This window comes from Streptomyces axinellae, from assembly GCF_039532135.1.
In the GTDB taxonomy this organism is placed as follows: Bacteria; Actinomycetota; Actinomycetes; order Streptomycetales; family Streptomycetaceae; genus Streptomyces; species Streptomyces axinellae.
Window position 1 is genome coordinate 1 of the sequence record NZ_BAAARJ010000009.1, and the last position, 18,880, is coordinate 18,880.

20 protein-coding genes and 4 pseudogenes are annotated in these 18,880 nt (G+C 68.5%); 15 read left to right on the plus strand and 9 right to left on the minus strand.

All coding sequences use genetic code 11. The features are described 5' to 3' along the window. Positions 1–129: pseudogene (locus tag ABD339_RS14890) on the plus strand (IS5/IS1182 family transposase); the annotation flags it as partial. On the opposite strand, the gene ABD339_RS33795 reads toward ABD339_RS14890, so the two are convergent. Continuing rightward, entirely contained in the window at positions 101–754 is a 654-nt protein-coding gene (locus ABD339_RS33795) for a recombinase family protein (protein WP_425575990.1), read from the minus strand. The pseudogene ABD339_RS14890 and the gene ABD339_RS33795 sit on opposite strands and share 29 nt — an antisense overlap. An 83-nt stretch (positions 755–837) precedes the next feature. Here ABD339_RS33795 and ABD339_RS14895 point away from each other — a divergent pair, with 83 nt between their 5' ends. After that, entirely contained in the window at positions 838–1,230 is a 393-nt protein-coding gene (locus ABD339_RS14895; protein WP_344566159.1) for a sensor domain-containing protein, read from the plus strand. Positions 1,231–1,251: 21 nt separating this feature from the next. After that, positions 1,252–1,479, plus strand: coding sequence for a hypothetical protein (locus ABD339_RS14900; RefSeq protein ID WP_344566160.1), 228 nt, complete (start codon positions 1,252–1,254; stop codon positions 1,477–1,479). A gap of 38 nt (positions 1,480–1,517) precedes the next feature. On the opposite strand, the gene ABD339_RS14905 is transcribed toward ABD339_RS14900, so the two are convergent. Then, complete coding sequence (locus ABD339_RS14905) at positions 1,518–2,186, minus strand: TetR/AcrR family transcriptional regulator (RefSeq protein WP_344566161.1); 669 nt, start codon at positions 2,184–2,186, stop codon at positions 1,518–1,520. A 143-nt stretch (positions 2,187–2,329) separates the two neighbouring features. Next, a complete protein-coding gene (locus ABD339_RS14910) occupies positions 2,330–3,010 on the minus strand; it encodes a TetR/AcrR family transcriptional regulator (protein ID WP_344566162.1) in 681 nt (226 codons plus the stop codon). A gap of 245 nt (positions 3,011–3,255) precedes the next feature. On the opposite strand from ABD339_RS14910, the gene ABD339_RS14915 reads away from it, so the two are divergent. The 3 genes and pseudogenes from ABD339_RS14915 (at position 3,256) to ABD339_RS14925 (ending at position 5,997) form a co-directional block, all read left to right on the plus strand. Then, positions 3,256–3,930, plus strand: coding sequence for a GOLPH3/VPS74 family protein (locus ABD339_RS14915; RefSeq protein ID WP_344566163.1), 675 nt, complete (start codon positions 3,256–3,258; stop codon positions 3,928–3,930). Between the two features lie 200 nt (positions 3,931–4,130). Then, positions 4,131–4,784: pseudogene (locus tag ABD339_RS14920) on the plus strand (MFS transporter); the annotation flags it as partial. Between the two features lie 22 nt (positions 4,785–4,806). After that, on the plus strand, positions 4,807–5,997 hold the full coding sequence (locus ABD339_RS14925; protein ID WP_344566164.1) for an alpha/beta hydrolase family protein: 1,191 nt from the start codon (positions 4,807–4,809) through the stop codon (positions 5,995–5,997). A 339-nt stretch (positions 5,998–6,336) separates the two neighbouring features. Here ABD339_RS14925 and ABD339_RS14930 read toward each other — a convergent pair whose 3' ends face one another. After that, positions 6,337–7,032 carry a DUF3159 domain-containing protein gene (locus tag ABD339_RS14930; protein WP_344566166.1) on the minus strand — a complete coding sequence of 232 codons (696 nt, stop codon included), beginning with the start codon at positions 7,030–7,032 and terminating at the stop codon, positions 6,337–6,339. 503 nt (positions 7,033–7,535) lie between these two features. Then, positions 7,536–8,070, minus strand: a pseudogene (locus ABD339_RS14935) (IS701 family transposase); the annotation flags it as partial. Positions 8,071–8,170: 100 nt separating this feature from the next. Between ABD339_RS14935 and ABD339_RS14940 the strand changes: the two are divergent. From ABD339_RS14940 to ABD339_RS14975, 8 genes and pseudogenes are all read left to right on the plus strand, one after another. Then, entirely contained in the window at positions 8,171–9,019 is an 849-nt protein-coding gene (locus tag ABD339_RS14940) for an IS3 family transposase (RefSeq protein WP_344566637.1), read from the plus strand. Positions 9,020–9,381: 362 nt separating this feature from the next. Continuing rightward, entirely contained in the window at positions 9,382–10,125 is a 744-nt protein-coding gene (locus tag ABD339_RS14945) for an alpha/beta fold hydrolase (protein WP_344566168.1), read from the plus strand. Beyond that, positions 10,122–10,298: a hypothetical protein gene (locus tag ABD339_RS14950; RefSeq protein WP_344566170.1), complete on the plus strand. Its 177-nt coding sequence runs from the start codon at positions 10,122–10,124 to the stop codon at positions 10,296–10,298. Before ABD339_RS14945 ends, ABD339_RS14950 begins: the two co-directional genes overlap by 4 nt. Positions 10,299–10,516: 218 nt before the next feature. Beyond that, positions 10,517–11,353 carry a CPBP family intramembrane glutamic endopeptidase gene (locus ABD339_RS14955; protein WP_344566172.1) on the plus strand — a complete coding sequence of 279 codons (837 nt, stop codon included), beginning with the start codon at positions 10,517–10,519 and terminating at the stop codon, positions 11,351–11,353. Further along, positions 11,350–12,501 carry a sensor histidine kinase gene (locus tag ABD339_RS14960; RefSeq protein WP_344566174.1) on the plus strand — a complete coding sequence of 384 codons (1,152 nt, stop codon included), beginning with the start codon at positions 11,350–11,352 and terminating at the stop codon, positions 12,499–12,501. The genes ABD339_RS14955 and ABD339_RS14960 overlap by 4 nt, the downstream gene beginning before the upstream one ends. Then, positions 12,498–13,157: a response regulator gene (locus ABD339_RS14965; RefSeq protein ID WP_344566176.1), complete on the plus strand. Its 660-nt coding sequence runs from the start codon at positions 12,498–12,500 to the stop codon at positions 13,155–13,157. Before ABD339_RS14960 ends, ABD339_RS14965 begins: the two co-directional genes overlap by 4 nt. Before the next feature lie 171 nt (positions 13,158–13,328). Continuing rightward, positions 13,329–13,613, plus strand: coding sequence for a DUF3159 domain-containing protein (locus tag ABD339_RS14970; protein WP_344566178.1), 285 nt, complete (start codon positions 13,329–13,331; stop codon positions 13,611–13,613). A 239-nt stretch (positions 13,614–13,852) separates the two neighbouring features. After that, positions 13,853–14,224: pseudogene (locus ABD339_RS14975) on the plus strand (helix-turn-helix domain-containing protein); the annotation flags it as partial. A 117-nt stretch (positions 14,225–14,341) separates the two neighbouring features. Here ABD339_RS14975 and ABD339_RS14980 read toward each other — a convergent pair. The 3 genes from ABD339_RS14980 to ABD339_RS14990 all read right to left on the minus strand — a co-directional run bounded on the left by ABD339_RS14980 (position 14,342) and on the right by ABD339_RS14990 (position 16,453). Next, positions 14,342–15,181 (minus strand): alpha/beta fold hydrolase, encoded by an 840-nt coding sequence (locus ABD339_RS14980; protein ID WP_344566180.1) that lies wholly within the window; start codon positions 15,179–15,181, stop codon positions 14,342–14,344. 235 nt (positions 15,182–15,416) lie between these two features. Beyond that, positions 15,417–15,983 (minus strand): TetR/AcrR family transcriptional regulator, encoded by a 567-nt coding sequence (locus ABD339_RS14985; protein ID WP_344566182.1) that lies wholly within the window; start codon positions 15,981–15,983, stop codon positions 15,417–15,419. Continuing rightward, the gene (locus ABD339_RS14990) at positions 15,983–16,453 is read right to left on the minus strand and encodes a nuclear transport factor 2 family protein (protein WP_425575991.1); all 471 of its coding nucleotides are present in this window, start codon (positions 16,451–16,453) and stop codon (positions 15,983–15,985) included. Before ABD339_RS14990 ends, ABD339_RS14985 begins: the two co-directional genes overlap by 1 nt. A 585-nt stretch (positions 16,454–17,038) precedes the next feature. Here ABD339_RS14990 and ABD339_RS14995 point away from each other — a divergent pair. Beyond that, positions 17,039–18,022, plus strand: coding sequence for an IS3 family transposase (locus ABD339_RS14995; RefSeq protein WP_425576000.1), 984 nt, complete (start codon positions 17,039–17,041; stop codon positions 18,020–18,022). Positions 18,023–18,029: 7 nt separating this feature from the next. On the opposite strand, the gene ABD339_RS15000 is transcribed toward ABD339_RS14995, so the two are convergent. Next, positions 18,030–18,680, minus strand: a complete 651-nt coding sequence (locus ABD339_RS15000) for a GntR family transcriptional regulator (protein ID WP_344566186.1) — start codon at positions 18,678–18,680, stop codon at positions 18,030–18,032. Positions 18,681–18,880 lie beyond the last annotated feature (200 nt).

Below are 18,880 nucleotides of genomic sequence, written 5' to 3' on the forward strand. Positions count from 1 at the left end.
GAGCGCACGATGTCCTGGCTCACCGGATGCCGCCGCCTGCACCGCCGCTACGAGCGCAAAGCCGAGCACTTCCTGGCCTTCACCAGCATCGCCTGCACCCTCATCTGCTACCGCAGACTCGCCAAATAAGATGAGCTCTAAAGGCGCCTCGCAAAATTCTGCGCGAGCTCACTGAGCTCGCCACAGGGCCGTGAAGGGCTTCGTTGCCTGTCGGCCCAAAATCGGAGGGGTAGGGGTGGGAGGGAGGCGGCGCTACTGAGGCCGTCCCGGCGGCTGCCGACGAATCAACATCGATGATGGTCTCGCGCTCGAACTGAGCGAAGACCCCGAGCATCTGGACCGGCGTGCGCCCGACACGTGTCGAGGTGTCGAACGGCTCCGTGGCCGACCGAAAGGCGGTGTCCCCAGTGTCGAGCCGGTCCAGGATCTCGACCAGGCCCCGGAGGGAACGGGACAGCCGGTCCACCCGGTAGACCAGCAGAACATCGAAGCGCCCGGCCTCTGCGGCAGCCAGAGCGCGCTGGAGTCCCGGACGCTCAGTGGTGGCCCCGGAAGCTTCGTCACGGAACGGCTCTCCGATCGCTTCCCACCCAGGCTGCGACTGGATGTACGCGGTGAGTTTCGCTTCCTGGGCCGCCAGACTGTACGGGCTGGTGATCTTCGTCGGTGGAGATACGGATGTACATGGCAATCCGCACCGCTTGCCCCGACTCGGTGGGCTCAGCACGGGGCCTGCGCGATGGTCGCACCACACACACCTCCTGTCCGGGATGCCATGGAATGCGGCAGAGCACTGACCGCATACCCATGTGCGGGGGTCTTCCCGAAGGGCCTCATATGTCGCTCCCAAGAGGCGTACGGCGGGGTGGCCGCTTCGGAAGCGAACTCGCGTATCTCCTGGGGGGTTTGCCGACGGGCGTCGTCGCGTTCACGGTCGCGGTGACCGGCTTCGCCCTGGGTGTGTCGACCGGCGTCGTGGTGCTGGGCCTGCGGGTGCTCGTGGGCACTCTCGCCGTCGCCCGGGGCTTCGCTCGCGGCGAGCGGGCGCGGGTGGCTGCGATGACGGGACGCGCGGTGCCGGAGTCCGTCTACCGGACGCCGGGGCGTGAGGGCGGCGGCGTTGAGCGCATGCTGCGTGCGCTTCGCGACGGACAGTCGTGGCAGGACCTGGCGCACGTGGTGTTCTCCTTTCCGCTGCGGGTGGTGACATTCAGCCTCGCGCTCACCTAGGCACTCGGGACCGTCGGAGAGTTGCTCTACGGACTCCGGTCCTGGGCCCTGCCGCGCGGTCACGCCGAGAACGGGCCGGTCGGTCTGCTCTTCGGCACCGCCTCGCAGGCCGCTGACATCGGCTTCAACACCGCCGTCGGCGTCGTCCTGGTGGCGCCGGCTGTGCCCGTGGTACGCGGGTTGGCTGCGATGCGAGCCGGATTCGCGCGTGCCTGGCTGTCGAATCGAGCCCTGGCCCCTCTGCGGTGACCGGCGGCGGGCGCGAGGTGCCGCCGCGTCCCGGCACGTCAGCGATTCACGAGAGGTGGGGGGACCGGGTCGCCGATGTGGCCGCCGGTGGCCGTGCGTACGGCCTGCGCGATGCGTGCTGAGACCTCGGTCAGCCCACCGGGGTTCACGCCGCTGAGCGCGGCGGCGCCGATGTCCTCGTTGATGACCCGGAAGGCCGCCGACGCCGCGGCTCCTGCCAGCCGTACGTCGTGAGTGGCCGCCGGTCGGCCGAGGCGTCGCGCGATGATCGCTGTCATCTCGCGTTCCACCTGGTCGCAGGCCATCAACCAGGCCGTCCGGATCGACGGCTCGTCGTCGGCGAGCCTGATCATCCGCATCGCCAGCAGGGTGTCCAGACGGTCGGCCGTACTCGCCCGGCGCGCGGACTCGTTGATCTCCGTGGCGAAGTGCTCTTCGAGCGAGAGGTGCGGCGGCCAGTTGCGCAGTACCGCCAACTCCCAGGCCACGCTCTGCGCCACGATGGGTTCGGCGCAACTCTCCTTGCTGCGGAAGTGGCGCCAGATGGTGCGCGTCGACAGGCCCACGGCCTCGGCGATCCGGTCGCCGCTGGTCCCCGCCACCCCGCGTTCCCAGAACAGGCGCGATGCCTCGCGGGAGATCTCCAGGCGCAGCCGGCGGCGCCGCTGCTCGCTCATGCCGCGCGCGCGGTGCGTGCCCTCAGCCATGTGCGCCCCTTGCTCTCCTTACTCTCCCCAACGATGTCACTAAGCGACATTGTTTCACTGAGTGGCGCGCACGGCAAGGCGGCCTCATGCGGAGGGCTCCACGAGGGTGTCGTTCGATGCCCGTCGCCCCCGCGGCTCGCCGCCTACTTCTGCTGAGGCGCTTTCTCCGAGACCGCGTCGCCGACCGCTCCACCCGTGGCCCTCCGTACGGCGTTCGCGATCAGCGTGGGGCTGTCGGCGTACTCCCGGGGGGCGACGCCGTCCAGGAGGCCCGCGCCGACGTCCTCGTTGATGACCCGGAGCGCGGCCGAGGCCGCCGCGGCGTGCAGGCGTACGTCCAGGTCGTCGGCCTTGCGCCCCAGGCGGGCGGCGATGATGTCGGCCAGTTCGCGTTCCACCTGGTCGCAGGCCATCAACCAGGCCGTGCGGATGGCCGGTTCGGTGTCGCCGAGGCGGACCATCTTGACTCCCAGGACGATGTCCACCTGTAGTTCCTCGGTCGCCTCGCGGCCGAACCGCTCCGTCTCGGCGGCGAACTGCTCCTCCAGTGAGAGGTTGGCGGGCCATCTGCGCAACGCGTCCATGGACCACTCCACGCTCTGCGTCACGATCGGCTCGGCGCAACTCTCCTTGCTGCGGAAGTGGCGCCAGATGGTGCGCGTCGACAGGCCGACCGCCTCGGCGATCTGGTCTCCGCTGGTGCCGTCCACGCCCTGCTTCCAGAACAGCCGGGCCGCCTCGCGGGAGATCTCCAGACGTACGCGATGGCGCCGCTGCTCGCTCATTCCGCCTCGTCCGCGCTGGGGCGACGTCGCCTCGGCCATCACTTCGCTCCTTAGTTACAAGGGAACACTAAGTGCCATTCTGGCAGCAAGTGACGCGATGCGCCAGGTCGGGTCGTGTGTCCAGCCTGTCGCGCTTCCCAGCCCCCGCTCGCGTGGGGCGTGTGGTGCGGGGGGAGCGGGTTGCACTGACTGTCACTTAGTGACACTGTCATCAAGTGACACGTCGAGCCCTTGTTCGGCCTCAGGGCGGGCGCTCGGCACCGCCACCGTGAAGGAGAAGCCGCATGACCAAGACTCTGCCGCAGCGCATGTACCTGCTCATGTACAACGTCGACACGGAAAAGTTCGAGACCCACAACCTCCAGTTCCGCGGCCAGAAGGTGCGGGCGGCGGCGCTCGCGCAGCTGGTCGGCGGAGGGCTCGTGGGGCTCCGGGAGGGCAAGCGGCGGTCCAGGGCCGCCCGGAAGGTCTCGGGCGCTCCCGACGACTCCTTTCTCGCCGAGGTCTGGCGCCAGATTCCGTCCGAGGATCCGAAGGACTGGCTCGACCTGTTGCATCCGTACGCCCACACCGCCGAGTCGTCGGTGCGCGAACAACTGACCGACGCCGGGGTGATCGCCATACCGCCGGTCAAGGGCCTCAAGCGCCTCTCGCTGCTCTCCCAGCACGAGGTCCGCGTCAACCGCCCCGCTGACGTGCTCGCCATCCGGCAGGAGGTACGAGGGCCCGTACTGGGAGGTGTGAAGCCGGAGAGCCTCCCGTTCGAGGACCTGGCCATGACGGCGATCGCGGAGGAGAGCGATCTGTACCACGTGTTCTCCCGCGAGGAGCGCCGCGAGTACAAGAGCGCCCTCAAGGAGTACGGCGAGTGCTTCGACGGGCAGGTTCCCGGACTTCGGCACGCCCTGCGGACCTCCATCCAGGTCCTGAGGCCGTCGGGTGGCGGCTGGGGGCAGTGACGTCGGCCCTTCGGGGCGTACGTCCGAGCCCCTGACCTCCTCCTCGCACGTTGGAAAACCTCATGTCCTTCGGGAAAGCCAGACCGTACGAACCCGGTCCCGATCCCGATCCCGAACTCGGGCCCGAGCCTGCTGCAGACCCCGGCCCCGACCCCGATCTAGCTCCCGGCGGTCCCGCTGCGGCCACGTCCTCGCGCCAGGTGTCGCGGACGGTCTCGGGGCTGGTGGTCGGCCTGTTCGTCGCCGTCCTCGCCGGCACGGTGGTCGCCAACGCGCTGCCGCGGATCAACGCCGAACTGGGGGCCGACCAGTCCGCGTACACCTGGGTCATCACCGCCGAGCTGCTGGCCATGACGGCGACGGTGCCGCTGTGGGGCAAGCTCTCCGACCTCTGCAGCAAGAAGCTGCTCGTACAGCTGTCGCTTGCGCTGTACGTGGTCGGTTCGCTCGTCGCCGGGTTCTCCCAGGACGTCGGGACGCTGATCTTCAGCCGTGTGGTGCAGGGTGTGGGGGCGGGCGGACTCACCGCCCTGACGCAGGTCGTCATGGCGGCGGTCATCCGGCCGCGCCAACTCGGCCGCTACAGCGGGGTGTTCAGTGCCATCTTCTCCAGCGCGACGGTGGCCGGTCCGCTGATCGGCGGCGTACTGGTGGACACCCCCTGGCTCGGCTGGTGCTGGTGCTTCTTCATCGGCGTACCGTTCGCCCTCCTCGCCATCGTGCTGCTGCACCGCACCCTCGACCTGCCAACTGTCCGCCGCGAGGTGCGGATCGACTACCTTGGCGCCTTCCTCATCACCGCCGGTGTGAGCGCGCTGCTCATCTGGGTGTCCATGGCGGGCAGCCGGTTCGAACCGGAACCGCGATCTGACCCGGGTGGTGCACATCGACTTCGCCACCGGCGAGGAGACCGAGGTGGACAGCCACCCCACGTACGAACTCGATCCACGCGGCCGCGTCTGGGCGCAGTTCTCCTCCCCGCTGATCCGCCGACGGCGCACCGGCGAACTGATCGGTGTGCGCTACCTCGGGGAACGGCAGGTCATCCGCACCCTCGATCCGCACTTCGCCGAGGTGCTGGCCCGTCTCGAAACGCTGTCGGACGGCGATGTGTCGGCGCTCTCCTCGGACGAGAACGAGCAGCGGTGGGTCGTCAGTTTCACACACGACCGGGATCCCGCCACGTACTTCTACGACCACGCCACCGGCGAGAGCCGACTGCTGTTCCGATCGCGCGAGAACCTCGACCCGCGAGACCTGGCGGCCATGACGCCGGTGACGGTCACCTCCCGCGACGGCCTGCCGCTGCCCTGTCACCTGACGCTGCCGGTCGGCATCGAGCCGACCGGGCTGCCCCTGCTGCTGTTCGTCCACGGTGGTCCGTGGACCAGGGACAGTTGGGGGTTTCACGCGGTGGCCCAACTCTTCGCCAACCGGGGCTACGCCGTGTTGCAGGTCAACTTCCGCGGCTCCACGGGATACGGGAAGGCGTTCACGCAGGCGGCCGTGGGCGAGTTCGCGGGCAAGATGCACGACGACCTGGTGGACGGCGTCCGGTGGGCGGTCGAGCAGGGGTACGCGGACCCGGACAAGGTGGCCGTCATGGGGGGTTCGTACGGCGGTTACTCGGCGCTCGTCGGCGCCTCCTTCACCCCGGACGTCTTCGCCGCCGCCGTCGACGTCGTCGGCGTCTCCAACCTCGTCACCTTCCTGCGCGGTCAGCCCGAGCAGGCGAAGGCCAACCTGGCCTACAACTGGTACCGCTACGTGGGCGATCCGTCGGATCCCCGCCAGGAGGCCGAGATGATGGCCCGGTCGCCCATCAGCCGCGTCGACCAGATCCGTAAGCCGCTGATGGTGGTGCAGGGAGCCCAGGACGCGCGGGTCGCGCAGGCCGAGTCCGACCAACTGGTCGACGCGCTCCGGGAACGCGGCACCCCGGTGGAGTACATCCTCATGGAGGACGAGGGCCATCTCTTCGACAACCAGGACAACGCCGTGGCTCTCTACCGTGCCGCGGAACGCTTCCTGAACGAGCACCTCGGCATAGGCCCGCGCAGCACCTGATCGTCTGCCCCCGCGCCGCACCGCAGCCGCCCACCGGATCACGGTGGGCGGCTGCGGGCGTCATGGACCGAACCGCGGCTCCTCCTCGCGTGACGAAGGGGCGAGAGCTGCTTCCTTCTCAACAGGACGCGGACCGTGCCCTGTTCGCGGGCGCCCCGGAGGGAACCGGCGGTGTCTGGCGATGCCGGTGCCGACGCCCGCCGGTGTCTGGCGATGCCGAGGCCCGGCGACAGGCACGTGCTTCCTGTCGCCGGGCAAACGCACCGCCGGCCGGACCCCGAAGGGGACCGGCCGGCAAGTGGCGGAGTGCTGTGTGCGGTGCGGTGCGTGGCCTCGTGGTCAGCGGCGGCCAGCGGGCAGCAGGCCGGCTGTCTTCAGCCGCTTGTCGGAGGCGCGGGCGGCCCAGGCGACCACCAGGAGGCCGATGCCCAGGAGCGGGTAGCCCATGAGGATCTTGGCGACGCCCAGCGAGCCGACCTCGTCGGCCTGGTACAGGTACTGCTGGACGGCGAAGCGGGCGGCGAAGATGGCGGCCAGGACCAGGGTGGCGATGTCGTAGTAGAGCCGCGAGTACTTGTCCGCGCGCCAGACGTGACCCTTGCCGGTGGCGGAGTTCCAGATCAAGCCGGCCAGCGGCCAGCGCGCGAACACCGAGGCGGTGAAGGCTATGGCGCCTGCCAGGCTGGCCCAGATGCCGATGACGAAGTAGTCCTTGGCGGATCCGGTCCACCAGGCGACGCCTGCGGCGATCGCGACGCCGAACAGGCCGCCGAAGGCCGGTGCGAGCGATTCCTTGCGGGCCAGGCGTTCCACGGTGATGCCCAGGGCCAGGGCGACGGACGCGATGATCGCGAACTTCAGTCCGCGGGCGTTGTTGGCGACAACGAAGGTCAGGGCGGGCATGGCGGAGTAGACCATGCCCTTGGTGCCGCCGGCCTGCTCAAGAGCGGACTTCTTCTGACGATGACCGGTCGTGCGGTTCGCCTGCATGTCGGTCGCCGACTCCTCGGTGATCGTGGTGTTCACGGTGATCATCTCTTCCGGGCGCGTAGGGGTGAGGGGACGTCTTCCCTGTCGTCACGTAGTGACAGCTTGGCATTAAGTGACGCACATGGCTACCCGTCACTGTGTGACCTGAGTCACTCTGCGAGGTGTGTTCGCCGTGGAGAACCTGCCGAGCTGCACGTTTACCGGATCTGGCCACTACTTGTGCCCCGAAAAGTGCGTGCCCATCAAAGGCGCGGCCCGCGCACGCGCCGCCGACCGGCTGCTCGCGTTCCCCGACGCCCCCTTGCGGAGTGCGGAGTGCGGAGTGCGGAGTGCGGGGGTCGGTGGTGGGTGGTCGGTGGTGGGTGGAACACCGACGGCCTCCGGGGGCGCTCGGCGTCTGCCTCTGTCGTACCTCCGGAAGTTGTCAACTGGTCAGGAAGGTCAGGAATTTCAGCACGGTCGGCTAGCAGGACTCCGTCAGGTCGGTGCTGATCTGCGGTGTCGGGGCAGGGGCTGCTGGCAGGTGGCGCAGATGCCGGTCCAGCACCTCAAGGTGTCCTGGAGCGCGTCGAGGACCTGGTAGAGGGTGGGGCCGGTGCGGGGACTTTTGGGGCCAGGCGCTGTTCGGTCAGGAAGGCGGGAGGGCGGTCGCGAGGGTGACGTGGAGGTGCCGGCCGGTCCAGGAGCGGCCCTCGAAGTGGTCCAGGCCCAGGCCGTGTTCGAGTGCGCGGTAGTCGTGCTCGACGCGGATCTTCGCCAGCCGGACCACGTCGGGGATCGGAGTAGCGGCGGGCAGGTCGGACAGCCAGAAGCGGGTCGGGGTGTCCTCACCCTCGGGCCATTCGGCCAGCGGCTGCGCCCGGGCAGGACGCCGTCCCACCGGCCGTGCTCGGCCACCGCCGCTGACTTGGTCATCCGGCGCGGACGCGCTCCGGCCAGCCGGACCGACAGTGGGAGGAAGCGGGAGGACATTGGGCCGCGCGAGCCCTCCCGCCAGGTCACCTCCGCGAAGGCTGCCCGGCCGGCACTCGAAGTCGGCTCCGCGACCGGCACCGGTGGCTGCCGATGACGGGACACCGGCCGGTGAACCGCCCTGGTTCGAATAGAGACATCGCCGAGCACCAGGACCGCTTCGGCGGCGTCGAGCCGATCTGCACCAACCCTCACCGGGCACGACTGCAGGATCGTCCCTTCCACGTACTACGCCCACAAGAAACGCCTCGAAACGCCCTCCGCCCGTTCCGTGCGCGACGGGGAACTCAAAGAGCGGCTCCAGGAGGTCCACACGTCCAACCACCGCGTCTACGGGGCCCGGAAGATCTGGCGCGAACTGGACCGGCAGGGACATGCCGTGGCCCGCTGCACCGTCGAGCGCCTCATGCGCGAACTCGGCATCACCGGCGCCGTCCGCGGCAAGCGCGTCATCACCGCGATCCCCGGCGGGCCTGCTGAGCGAGCCCCTGACCTGGTCGACCGCAACTTCATCGCCTCCGCACCGAACCGGTGCTGGGTGGCGGACTTCACCCATGTGAAGACGTGGTCCGCCACCGTCTACGTAGCGTTCGTCGTGGACACCTTCTCCCGCCGGATCGTCGGCTGGTCGGCGGCCACCGTGAAGGAGACCGTCTTCGTTCTGGACGCTCTCGAGGTGGCCGTGCGGCAACGCGACCGCGACCAACACCCCGTCCGATCAGGAGAGTTGACCCATCATTCGGACGCCGGGTCGCGGTACGCGTCGTTCAAGCTCGCCGAGCATCTGAACGCGGCCGACACAGCCGCCTCCATCGACTCGGCCGGCGACGCCTACGACAACGCCCTGACGGAGTCGACGATCGGCCTGTACAAGACCGAGTCGACCAAGCCCCAGCGGCCCCGGAAGTCACTCTCCCAGGTCGAGTTGGCCACCGCCGAGTGGGTCGACTGGTACAACCATCGCAGGCTCCACGGTGAGATAGGCCACGTTCCGCCCGTCGAGTACGAGGCCAACCACTACATGGAATCCGCAAAGCTCCAGGTCACAGCCACAACCTGAGATCTCTGTCGAACCGGGGCGGTTCGGTCCCCTGCGAGAGCTACAAGCAGGTGTCCACTGCGTGGTGACGATTCGGGCGCAGCGGATCCGTAGCGTTCCAGCCGGCCTCGGCCAACGATTCCGTGACCGGACCCTCTGGGCATCAATTCTCTTTCTGAGGAGCATTAATGATCCGCAATGGCCGAGCGCCTGCTGTGCTCGCGCTGTGCTGCACCGTGGCCGGCGTCGGCCTTGTCGGCTGCGAAAGTTCCTCAAAGGCGGATTCGCATGCCTCCGCTTCCCGGACCGCTCCTGCTACGGAGCGGACGGCTGGTGAGGTCTTGCTCGCCGGGGCCAAGACGATCAAGGTCGACGGACGGTCGGTGAACGTGTCGTGTTCCGGTGATCCGGTGGGCGGCAGGCCGGTCATCCTCCTGATGCACGGTGGTGGCGATGGGCTGAAGAAGATGGCCACCTTCCAGAAGGCCCTGAGCAAGAAGAACCGGGTCTGCTCCTACGACCGGCTCGGCGCAGGCGCCAGCGACAAGCCGGATGGGCCTCAGACCCTCGAAAGCAGCGGAAAGGTGCTGACCGGGGTGATCGATCGGGTCGCCGGTGGGGCTCCGGTCGTTCTCGCCGGGCATTCGCTGGGCGGGCTGATTGCCGCCCGGTACGCCCCCGACCATCGGGACAAGGTCAAAGGGCTGGTCCTGATGGACGCCACCTCGCCGACACAGAACGCGGATCTCACAAAGGAGATACCCGAGTCCGCCACCGGCCCGGCGGCCGACTTGCGTGCCCAGACCCTCGCGATCCTTCAGGGGAAGGGCCCCGAGAAGCTCACGGTCCGCGACGGGAAGGTCCGCTCGGCCGGGAACATTCCGGTGGAGGTGGTCCAGCACGGGAAGCGGTATCTCGCGAAGGTTCCCGAGTACGGGCCGGGCATGGAGCAGGCGTGGTCCCAGGGCCAGCACGAGTGGCTCGCGGTCTCCAACCGCAGCAACCTGAGCACCGCTGCGAACAGCGAGCACTACATCTACCTCGATCAGCCTGAAGTTGCCGTCCGGGCGATTGAGCGCGTCACCTCACAGGCCGGTGACCCCGCGAAGGCGCAGGCACAGCGGTGAGCGGCCTAAAGATCGTTCTGCGGGAGCTGGGGCGATCCCGCGAGCGCCGAGCGGCGGAGGCGGGCGTCGATGCCGGGCACGGCCGGTCCGCGCCCTCTCCCTGGGAACAGCACTGCGACGAGCGGTCCGGGGCGCCCAAGTCGGGTGCGCACGAGCGTGGTTCGTTCGCCTAGCGACCCCTGCGGCAACAGCCGCCCTACAGAAGTGAGAGCGCTCTGGGTGGGCAACGACGACGTTCGGCGCAGGGGCCCATATCAAGGGCTGGGTCGCGTTGTCCCCCGTGCGAGCTACGCGGAAGTGTCCACCGCGTGGTGATCAAGCCGAGTGGCCGGCTGCCTGGCGTTCCGCACGACCGCGGCGGCCCAGCCGCGGATTCTGAGATGGAGTTTTCATGAGAGTGGTATGGCAGCTTTTGGCCGTCGCGGCGGTCGCTTTCCTCGGCGGCCAGGGGATCGCGGCGGTGGACGGCAAACCGTGGCTCACACTCGCGGTCGGCACTGTGACAGCCGTGCTCGCCCTGCTCGTCTACGGGTGGGTCGTGCGTCGGACCGAGCACCGCTCGCCCGTGGAAGTGGCCACGAGAGGTGCGGCGCCCACGCTCGGCCTGGGGACGCTGATCGGTATCGCGGTCTTCGGGCTCGTCATCCTGCAACTCGCCACCAACGGGTACTACGAGTTCAACGGCCGGGGCTCGACGACCGGAGTGGTGGGAATCGTCGGCTTCATGGCCGCTGCCGCAGTGACGGAGGAGCTGCTCTTCCGTGGCGTCCTGTTCCGGATCGTCGAGGAACGTACCGGCACCTGGATCGCGATGACGCTGACCGCTGTGCTGTTCGGCGCTTACCACCTGGCGAACCCGGACGCCACTTTGTGGGGCGCTCTCGCCGTCGCGATCGAGGCGGGCGGCATGCTCACCGCGGCGTACATCGCGACCCGCAAGCTGTGGGTGCCGATCGGGGTGCACTTCGGCTGGAACTTCGCCGCAGCCGGCATCTTCAGCAGCGAGGTCTCCGGCAACGGCGCCAACCAGGGACTGCTGGATACCGCGGCGAAGGGGCCGGACCTTGTCACCGGCGGTGAATTCGGCCCGGAGGGAAGTGTGTTCTCCGTGCTGTTCTGCGTGCTTGCGGCGCTCGCGTTCCTCTGGCTGGCCCGCCGCCGCGGTCACCTGAAGCCCCGCACCCGACGCGCCGACCGGCCCGACACCGCCCTTACACTCCCCCGGTGACAAGTTATCGGCGGATCCAGGAGCGGTGGCGCCGCCTCGACGTCACAGTCCGGGATCTCCCGCTCGCGCTGCTGCTGCTCGTTCCGTCGTTCATGCCGGCGTTCCACAATTACGGGACGCAGGTCGGAGGTCTGCCGGACCGCCGCTTCGATGCGCTGGCCGTGGCGGCGGTCGCGCTGCAATGTCTCCCGCTGGCCATACGGCGGCGGTGGCCGGTCAGCTGTCTCGCCCTGGCCTTTCTCGGCTTCGCCGCCGACCAGCTTCGCGGCTACCACACGCTCGCGGGCACCGGGCTGTCCCTTGCGCTGCTGAGCGCGGGAGCCCATCTGGAATGGCACCGGCGCGCCACCATGCTGGTCTTCTCCGCGGCGTACGTGCCGCTCTCCCTCGCCCTCGCCCGGCTCGGCCCCGAGGGATGGGGCGAGTTCGTGACGTTCTACCTGGCGTGTGCCCTGGTGTGGGGCATCGGGGCGTGGCTGCGCTCCACCAGGAGAACGGAGACCGAACGCCGCCGACGGGTCGCGGAGGAGACGCGCACCGCGGAACGCACCCGTATCGCCCGCGAGTTGCACGATGTCGTGACGCACCATGTGACGGCGATGGTCGTGCAGGCCGAGGCGGCGCGCTATCTGACCGCCGCGCCCGAGCGCCTCGATCAGGCGCTGACCGCAACCGCCGACACCGGCCGGCGTGCCCTCACCGATCTGCGGCACCTGCTCGACCTGCTCAACCCGGAACACGGCGCCGAGGCCAGAACGCCGCCCGTCGGCCGTTTCCTCACCCTCGTGGAGCAGACGCGCCGGGCCGGGCAGCCGGTGGAGTTCACCGAGGAGGGCACGCCGGCGGAATCGACCGGCAGCGCCGACCTGGTGGCCTACCGCGTGGTGCAGGAGGCCCTGACCAACGCCCTCAAGTACGCCCGAGGCAGCCGCACCTCCGTCCAGGTACAGCACAGCGCAAGGGAGATCACCGTGGAGGTCGGCACGGATGGCTCCGACTCGCAGGCCGCCTCTCCCGGCGGGTGCGGACGGGGCCTGGCCGGGCTCCGCGAACGGGTCGACGTCCTGGGCGGCGACTTCACCGCGGGCGGGCAGCCGGGCGGCGGCTTCACCGTATGGGCCCGCATACCTGCTGGGAGCCCGTCGTGACAGCCCCGATCCGGGTCCTGGTCTGCGACGACCAGGTGCTGGTCCGCACCGGGCTGGTGACGATCATCGACGCCCAGCCCGACCTGGAAGTGGCCGGCGAGTGCGCCGATGGCCAAGCCGCGGTCGACCTCGCCGACCGGCTGCGTCCGGACGTCGTGGTGATGGACGTGCGTATGCCAGTGCTCGACGGCATCGAGGCCACCCGCCTGCTGGCCGGTGCCGCGGTGCCGCATCCCGTCAAGGTGCTCGTGGTGACAACGTTCAACCTGGACAAATACGTCTACGAGGCGCTGCGCGCGGGGGCGAGCGGGTTCCTGCTCAAGGAGGCACCGCCGACTCAACTCCTGCACGGGATCCGCACCGTGGCCACGGGCGCCGCCTTGCTGGACCCGGAAGTGACGCGACAACTCGTGGGCAGGTACGCCGCTCGCATCCGCCCTACCGGGAGCGCCCCGCAGGACATACCGCTGACCCCCCGCGAACTGGAGGTGCTGCGCCTCATCGCGGACGGCCGCTCCAACAGCGAAATCGCCGCAGCCCTCCAGTTGAGCCGAGAGACCGTCAAGACCTTCGTCTCCCGTATCCTCACAAAACTCGACCTCCGCGACCGCGTCCAAGCCGTTGTCTACGCCTACCGGCACGGTTTGGCGAGCTGATCTCTCCTCCGAGCGGCCGGGGTGCCCGGGGTTCGAGCTCATGGCACCGGAGCGCCTCGGACATCTGATACACCGGTTCCGCAAGGACTTCTTCCTCATCGGCATCTGGGCGAGCCTCGGAGGGGCCGTCCTCTTCCTCGCCTCCGTGCTGATGCGTTGGCCCCTGGCCGCGTGCTCTGGAACACGGCCACCAGCAAGGGCAATGTCTGGCGCCCGGACAAGCGTTCGCGGTTCTACTTCGACGTCGCCACTTGGGGGCTGGCCGCCATCTTCGGCGCCCGGTTCGTCATCCAGCGGTGGCTCTACGACAGTGACGAGGCCGGCTCGCTGGGCCTCGCCAAGATTGCCATGGGCTACCCGCTCCTGGCACTGGGGCTCCTGGTCGTCGCCTGGGCCGCCCGCTGTTCGAACAAGCGGCTGCACGCTGTCGGCCTCCTGGCCGCAAGGCACTCCTGACCGGCGTTTCTGCCCACCAACCTCAGTCCGCGTGCCGGACCGGGCCGCGTGCCCGGCCCGGTCCGGCACGCGCATGGTGGAGCCCGGGGGGCGTGTGATCGTTCGCAGTCTGCCGAGACCATGCGCGCCGGAATTCGAGAGTCACTGAGGTCTTTCCAACCTGACGTGGCAAGCGAGTAGTTGGGCTGGGGGCGGTGTCCCGGCGTGAAGAAGCTCTTGGTAGACGGGTGATTGTCGAGATCAACTGTCCAGCCAGGAGCTTCCGCGCGCTTGTCTACCCGTCCGGCCTCGTGTGTCCACCTCGACCCTGCGCTGCCTGACTGCCCGTCCGGCGGGCCCGCCGCCGGGAACGCGGAACACGATGGCGCCGACTGCCCGCCGGACGACAGGCGCTGCTCGTGCTCACGCACCTGCGCTCCGGGCACACCTATGCCCAGCTCACGGCCGGGTTCGGCGTCGGCACCACCACCGCCTACCGATACATCGTCCAAGCGGTCGAGGTCCCGGCCGCCTTCGCACCGACCCTCGCCGAAGCGGTGAAGACGGCCTCGACCAAGGCATTCGTGGTCCTGGACGGCACGCTGCTGCCGATCGACAAGGAGGATGCCGACTTCTCGCGACCGCGTGGCCTTCACGTGGTCGGTAGGGGGGTGACGGCTGAGCCGAGACGTCCACGATCATCGGGCGCTCGGCGGGTGATGATCGTGGACGTCTCGGCTCAAGTGCAGTCAGGGCTGCTGGACGAACGCGAGGATGTCAGGGTTGATGTCGCTGGCATTCACGGTGAGCATTCCGTGCGGCAGACCCTCGTAGATCTTCAAGGTCGCGTCCTGCAGGAGCTCCGCCTGCTTGAGGGCGGCTTCCTGGTACGGGACGACCTGGTCGTCGTCACCCTGTAGGACGAGCACCGGTACGGTGATGGCCTTGAGGTCTGCGGTCTGGTCGGTTTCCGAGAACGCCTTGATGCCCTCGTAGTGGGCAAGGACGCTTCCCGTCATCCCCTGGCGCCACCAGTTGTCCACGACCTGCTGCGAGAGCGGGACGCCGTCACGGTTGAACCCGTAGAAGGGGCCGGAGGCCACCGCGTGGAAGAACTCTGCCCGGTTGGCCGACAGAGCGTCGCGGAAGCCGTCGAAGACCGAGACGGGAACACCGTCGGGGTGCTCGGCGGTCTGCACCATCAGTGGGGGCACCGCCGCGACGAGTACCGCCTTCGCGACGCGGCCCTGGGGCTGGCCGAACTTCGCCACGTACCGCGCGACCTGTCCACCGCCGGTGGAGTGTCCGATGTGCACAACGTTGCGCAGGTCCAGGTGCTGCACGACCGCGTCCACGTCGCTGGCGTAGTGATCCATGTCGTGACCGGAACCGATGTCGGAGGAACGCCCGTGTCCGCGACGGTCGCTGGCGATCACGCGGTAGCCGTTGGCGAGGAAGTACAGCATCTGCGCGTCCCAGTCGTCCGAGGACAGCGGCCAACCGTGGTGGAACATGACGGGCTGGGCGTCGCGCGGGCCCCAGTCCTTGTAGAAGATCTCGGTGCCATCTTGCGTGGTGACGAACGGCATGTCTTACTCCTTGTCTGTGCCGCCGGGATTTGGCGGCACGCATGGCGTCTCGACGGCTTCGCCGCGACGGTGAGCTGCGCCGGTAGGACGGCAGCGGCAAGGCGTGCCGGCCCGGGGGCGCCGACCGGTCGGAGGTAGAGGCCGCATGCAGCTGAGCGATCAGCCGCATGCGGGTGCTGTGAAGTGGGAGCGGACCGGACCGGTCGCCTGACTGGCGCCGGTTCGGGGCGTCCGCTCAGCGAGTGGGACCGAGCAGGCGCTGCTCGGTGCGGGCGACGATTCCGAGGAAAGTCGCGTCATCGCCGTATGCACGGGCCAAGATCAGCCCGCCCTGTATTGCTGCGACTGCGTCCAGCGCGCGGTCTGCCGCTTCCTGAGATGAGAGACCGCCGGTGCGCAGCGCTCCTGCGAGGGCGTCGACCCAGTCGGTGAAGTAGGTGCGCACCGCTTCGGCGAACGTGTCCTGTTCTTCACCCAAGGTCATCGCGGCGAACAGGCACACGCGCTCGCGCGAGGTGAAGTACTGCGCCACCTCTTGCGACATTGCTTCGATCGCCTCGGTGGCGTCGTGGGCGGTGCGCAGGGGGGTGAAGATCCGTTCCTCGAACCACTCACTGACCTGCTCGAGGACAGCAGCGGCCATGTCTGTCTTCCCTTCGGGGAAGAAGTAGTACAGGCTGCCGCGGCCGACGCCCGTCTCCTGCTGAATGACCGACAGGGAGCCGCCTTCGAAACCTCGCTTGCGGAAGACGCCGGCGAGGGCGCGGACGACGTCCGAGCGGTCGAGGACTGTCCGTGCCATTACAGTCCGAGTTCGCTCAGGCCGGGGTGGTCCGCCGGGCGGGGACCGGATGCGTCCCAGAAGAACTTGCGCTCGGACTCATCGATGGCGACATCGTTGATGCTCGCGTGGCGATGGGTCATCAGGCCGTCCTTGTCGAAGTGCCAGTTCTCGTTGCCGTAGGCGCGGAACCACTGGCCGGTAGCGTCATGGTATTCGTAGGCGAAGCGCACGGCGATGACGTCGCCAGTGTATGCCCACAGCTCCTTGATGAGGCGGTAGTCGAATTCCCGGCCCCACTTGCCGACGAGGAAATCGACGATGGCGGGGCGGCCCTGCACGAAGGTCGAGCGGTTACGCCACCAGCTGTCCTCGCTGTACGCGAGGGAGATGCGCTCGGGGTCACGAGTGTTCCACGCGTCTTCGGCGGCGCGGACCTTCTGGATCGCGGTGGCCTCAGTGAACGGGGGAAGGGGAGGACGAGACATCATGGCGCCTTTCGAGAGCAAGGCGTGTACTACATGGTTCAGTGTGTACTATTCAGTACAGTCCGTACCTGACGGTACAGACGGCTTGTGGGGCTGTCAACGCCGGATTTCGCAGATATGCGAATCTCGCCTCGCGCCCGAGGTCACTACCTCTGCCCGCGCCGGAAGGTCCGCCCATCCAGGCGGTCAGCGTCCTCCCGATGAGGACAGCCGGCTCGACGCGCTGGATGCCGGCTCGAGGGGGCGTCGCCCCGAAGGATGTCCGTCATGGAGAGCATGGGGAGAAGAAGCCGCGTCCCCGCCGCTCGTTCACGCCGGAGTTCAAGGCTGAGATCGTTGAGCTGTACCAGCGCGTGACCGCTCGATCGGCCAGATCGCCGAGGACTTCGACCTGACGGAGACCGCAGTGCGGCTGCGGTTCCACCAGGCCGAGACCGACGCCGGCCGGCTACCCCGGCTGACCAGTAGTGGGAACGAGGAACTCGCCCGACTGCGCCGCAAGAACCGGCGTCTGCGCGAAGATGTCGAGGTCCTCAAGCGGGCCACGGCTTTCTTCACGACGGAGACCCGGTCAACACCGACCCGTTCATCGAGGCGGAGAAGCAGGCAGGCCGCAGCGTCAAATGCGTCTGTGAGCTGCTGAAAATCTCCCGTGCTGCCTTCCGCTCCCGCCGCACCGGCATCCCCGGCGCCCGTTCACTGCGTGATGCGGAACTGAGCGGAAGGATCAGCGCAGTCCATCAGGCGTCCTGCGGTACCTACGGCGCCCCGCGCGCCCACACCGCCCTGAAACGCGAGGGCACCGTCCGTGGAAGCCGACGAGTCGCCCGCCTGATAAGAACCGCCGGCCTCACCGGCCGCCACTGCCGACGCAAGCACCGCACCACGGCCTGCGACCCGGCGGTGCCGTTCCGCCCCGACCTGGTGAACCGCGACTTCCAGCCCGACCCGGCGGCCGCCGATACCCGCTGGTGCGGCGACACCACCTACATCCCCACCCACGAGGGCTGGCTCTACCTGGCCACCGTCATCGACATCACCTCCCGCCGCCTCGTCGGCCGGGCCACCGCCGACCACCCGCGCACCAGCCTCGTCGCTGACCCCCTGCGCGCGGCCTGCCATCGGCGCCACCCACCCGCCTCGGTGATCTTCCATTCCGACCGCGGCTGTCAGTACACCAGCCGTGAATTCGCCGAACTTGCCGACAACCTCGGCATCCGGGTGTCCGTCGGCCGCACCGGCCAGTGCTGGGACAACGCGCTGGCCGAGTCGTTCTTCGCCACCCTCAAGAGGGGGCTCCCCTGCGACAGCCCATGGCCTGGCAAAGCCGCCGCACGCGCCGCGATCTTCGAATGGGTCGAGAACCGGTACAACCCCGAACGCCTGCACAGCGACCTCGGCTACCGAACCCCCGCCGACTGCGAAGCCGCACCACAGCGGCCTGGCCACCACACCGACAGTGTCCGTCAAGCGGAACAAGCTCAGCCGCCGACCTCGTGCACGCGCCTGAGCCGCAGTCGTTCAAGCGCCCGTAAGCGTGTACGTCCCCTCAACGACCACCAGAGCTTCTGATGCGCCGTCAGCCCTGCAGGTGTGTCAGAAGTTTGCGCTCCGCGTGTTCGAGGTGTTGCTGTCCGAGTTCTCCTGCGCGGAGAGGGTCGCCGTCCCGGATGGCTGCCAGGATGCCCTCGTGCTCCCTCGTGATCTCCTCCGGGCCGAGCAGATGGGCGTTCTGGACCTGTGCGAGGCAGAGCCGGTTCTCGTTGATGATGAGCCGGTGGGCCCGTGAGAGCCTTTCGCTTTCCAGGCTGTCGATCAGGGCGCGGTGGAACTCCACGTCCGTCTGAACGATCGAGGCGACGTCGGTGCCCGACGCCGCCGCCCGGAAAACCTTGTGTGCCCGCCCGACTTCTTCCGTCAACAGCCTTCGTTTCGCCAGGAGTTGGTACGCGCGCACTTCCACCACCCCGCGTGCGAAGTAGAGGTCGCGCACCCGTGCTTCGTCCAGTTCGGGGACGCGCGCGCTCCGGTGAGCCGTGCGCTCCAGCAGTCCCTCGCCGACCAGACGCTCGATCGCTGCCTTCGCCGTCTGCCGGGCCACGTCGTAATCGGTGCTGACCGACGCCTCGGTCAGTGGAGCGCCCACGGAGATCTGGTCCGTGAGTATCCGTTCGCGGAGTGAAGCCACGAGGGCATCGCCGATGGATTGGGTCGCGAGCCGGATCGGCATGGACGGGTCCTTTGCGTCGAAGGTGATGGCCTGGGCGCGGAGCCCCCGCACGGGGCCGCCACGGGAGGCGCGACAGCACCCACGCATGTCGCTCCTTGATCCGGCCCGACCCCCGCTGCTGGGCCCTGAGAGAAGGATAGCGACTCGACTATGGACAAGCGGACAAGTCGGTGAGATAACTTGACGAACAATTTTCGAGA

What these genes read in the sequence shown, in the direction of transcription:
- ABD339_RS14990 (WP_425575991.1), bottom strand. Translation starts at nt 16,453, where the DNA reads ATGATGTCTCGTCCTCCCCTTCCCCCGTTCACTGAGGCCACCGCGATC.
- ABD339_RS14905 (WP_344566161.1), bottom strand. Translation starts at nt 2,186, where the DNA reads ATGGCTGAGGGCACGCACCGCGCGCGCGGCATGAGCGAGCAGCGGCGC.
- ABD339_RS14980 (WP_344566180.1), bottom strand. Translation starts at nt 15,181, where the DNA reads ATGCCGTTCGTCACCACGCAAGATGGCACCGAGATCTTCTACAAGGAC.
- ABD339_RS14895 (WP_344566159.1), top strand. Translation starts at nt 838, where the DNA reads ATGTCGCTCCCAAGAGGCGTACGGCGGGGTGGCCGCTTCGGAAGCGAA.
- ABD339_RS14955 (WP_344566172.1), top strand. Translation starts at nt 10,517, where the DNA reads ATGAGAGTGGTATGGCAGCTTTTGGCCGTCGCGGCGGTCGCTTTCCTC.
- ABD339_RS14910 (WP_344566162.1), bottom strand. Translation starts at nt 3,010, where the DNA reads ATGGCCGAGGCGACGTCGCCCCAGCGCGGACGAGGCGGAATGAGCGAG.
- ABD339_RS14930 (WP_344566166.1), bottom strand. Translation starts at nt 7,032, where the DNA reads ATGATCACCGTGAACACCACGATCACCGAGGAGTCGGCGACCGACATG.
- ABD339_RS15000 (WP_344566186.1), bottom strand. Translation starts at nt 18,680, where the DNA reads ATGCCGATCCGGCTCGCGACCCAATCCATCGGCGATGCCCTCGTGGCT.
- ABD339_RS14915 (WP_344566163.1), top strand. Translation starts at nt 3,256, where the DNA reads ATGACCAAGACTCTGCCGCAGCGCATGTACCTGCTCATGTACAACGTC.
- ABD339_RS14985 (WP_344566182.1), bottom strand. Translation starts at nt 15,983, where the DNA reads ATGGCACGGACAGTCCTCGACCGCTCGGACGTCGTCCGCGCCCTCGCC.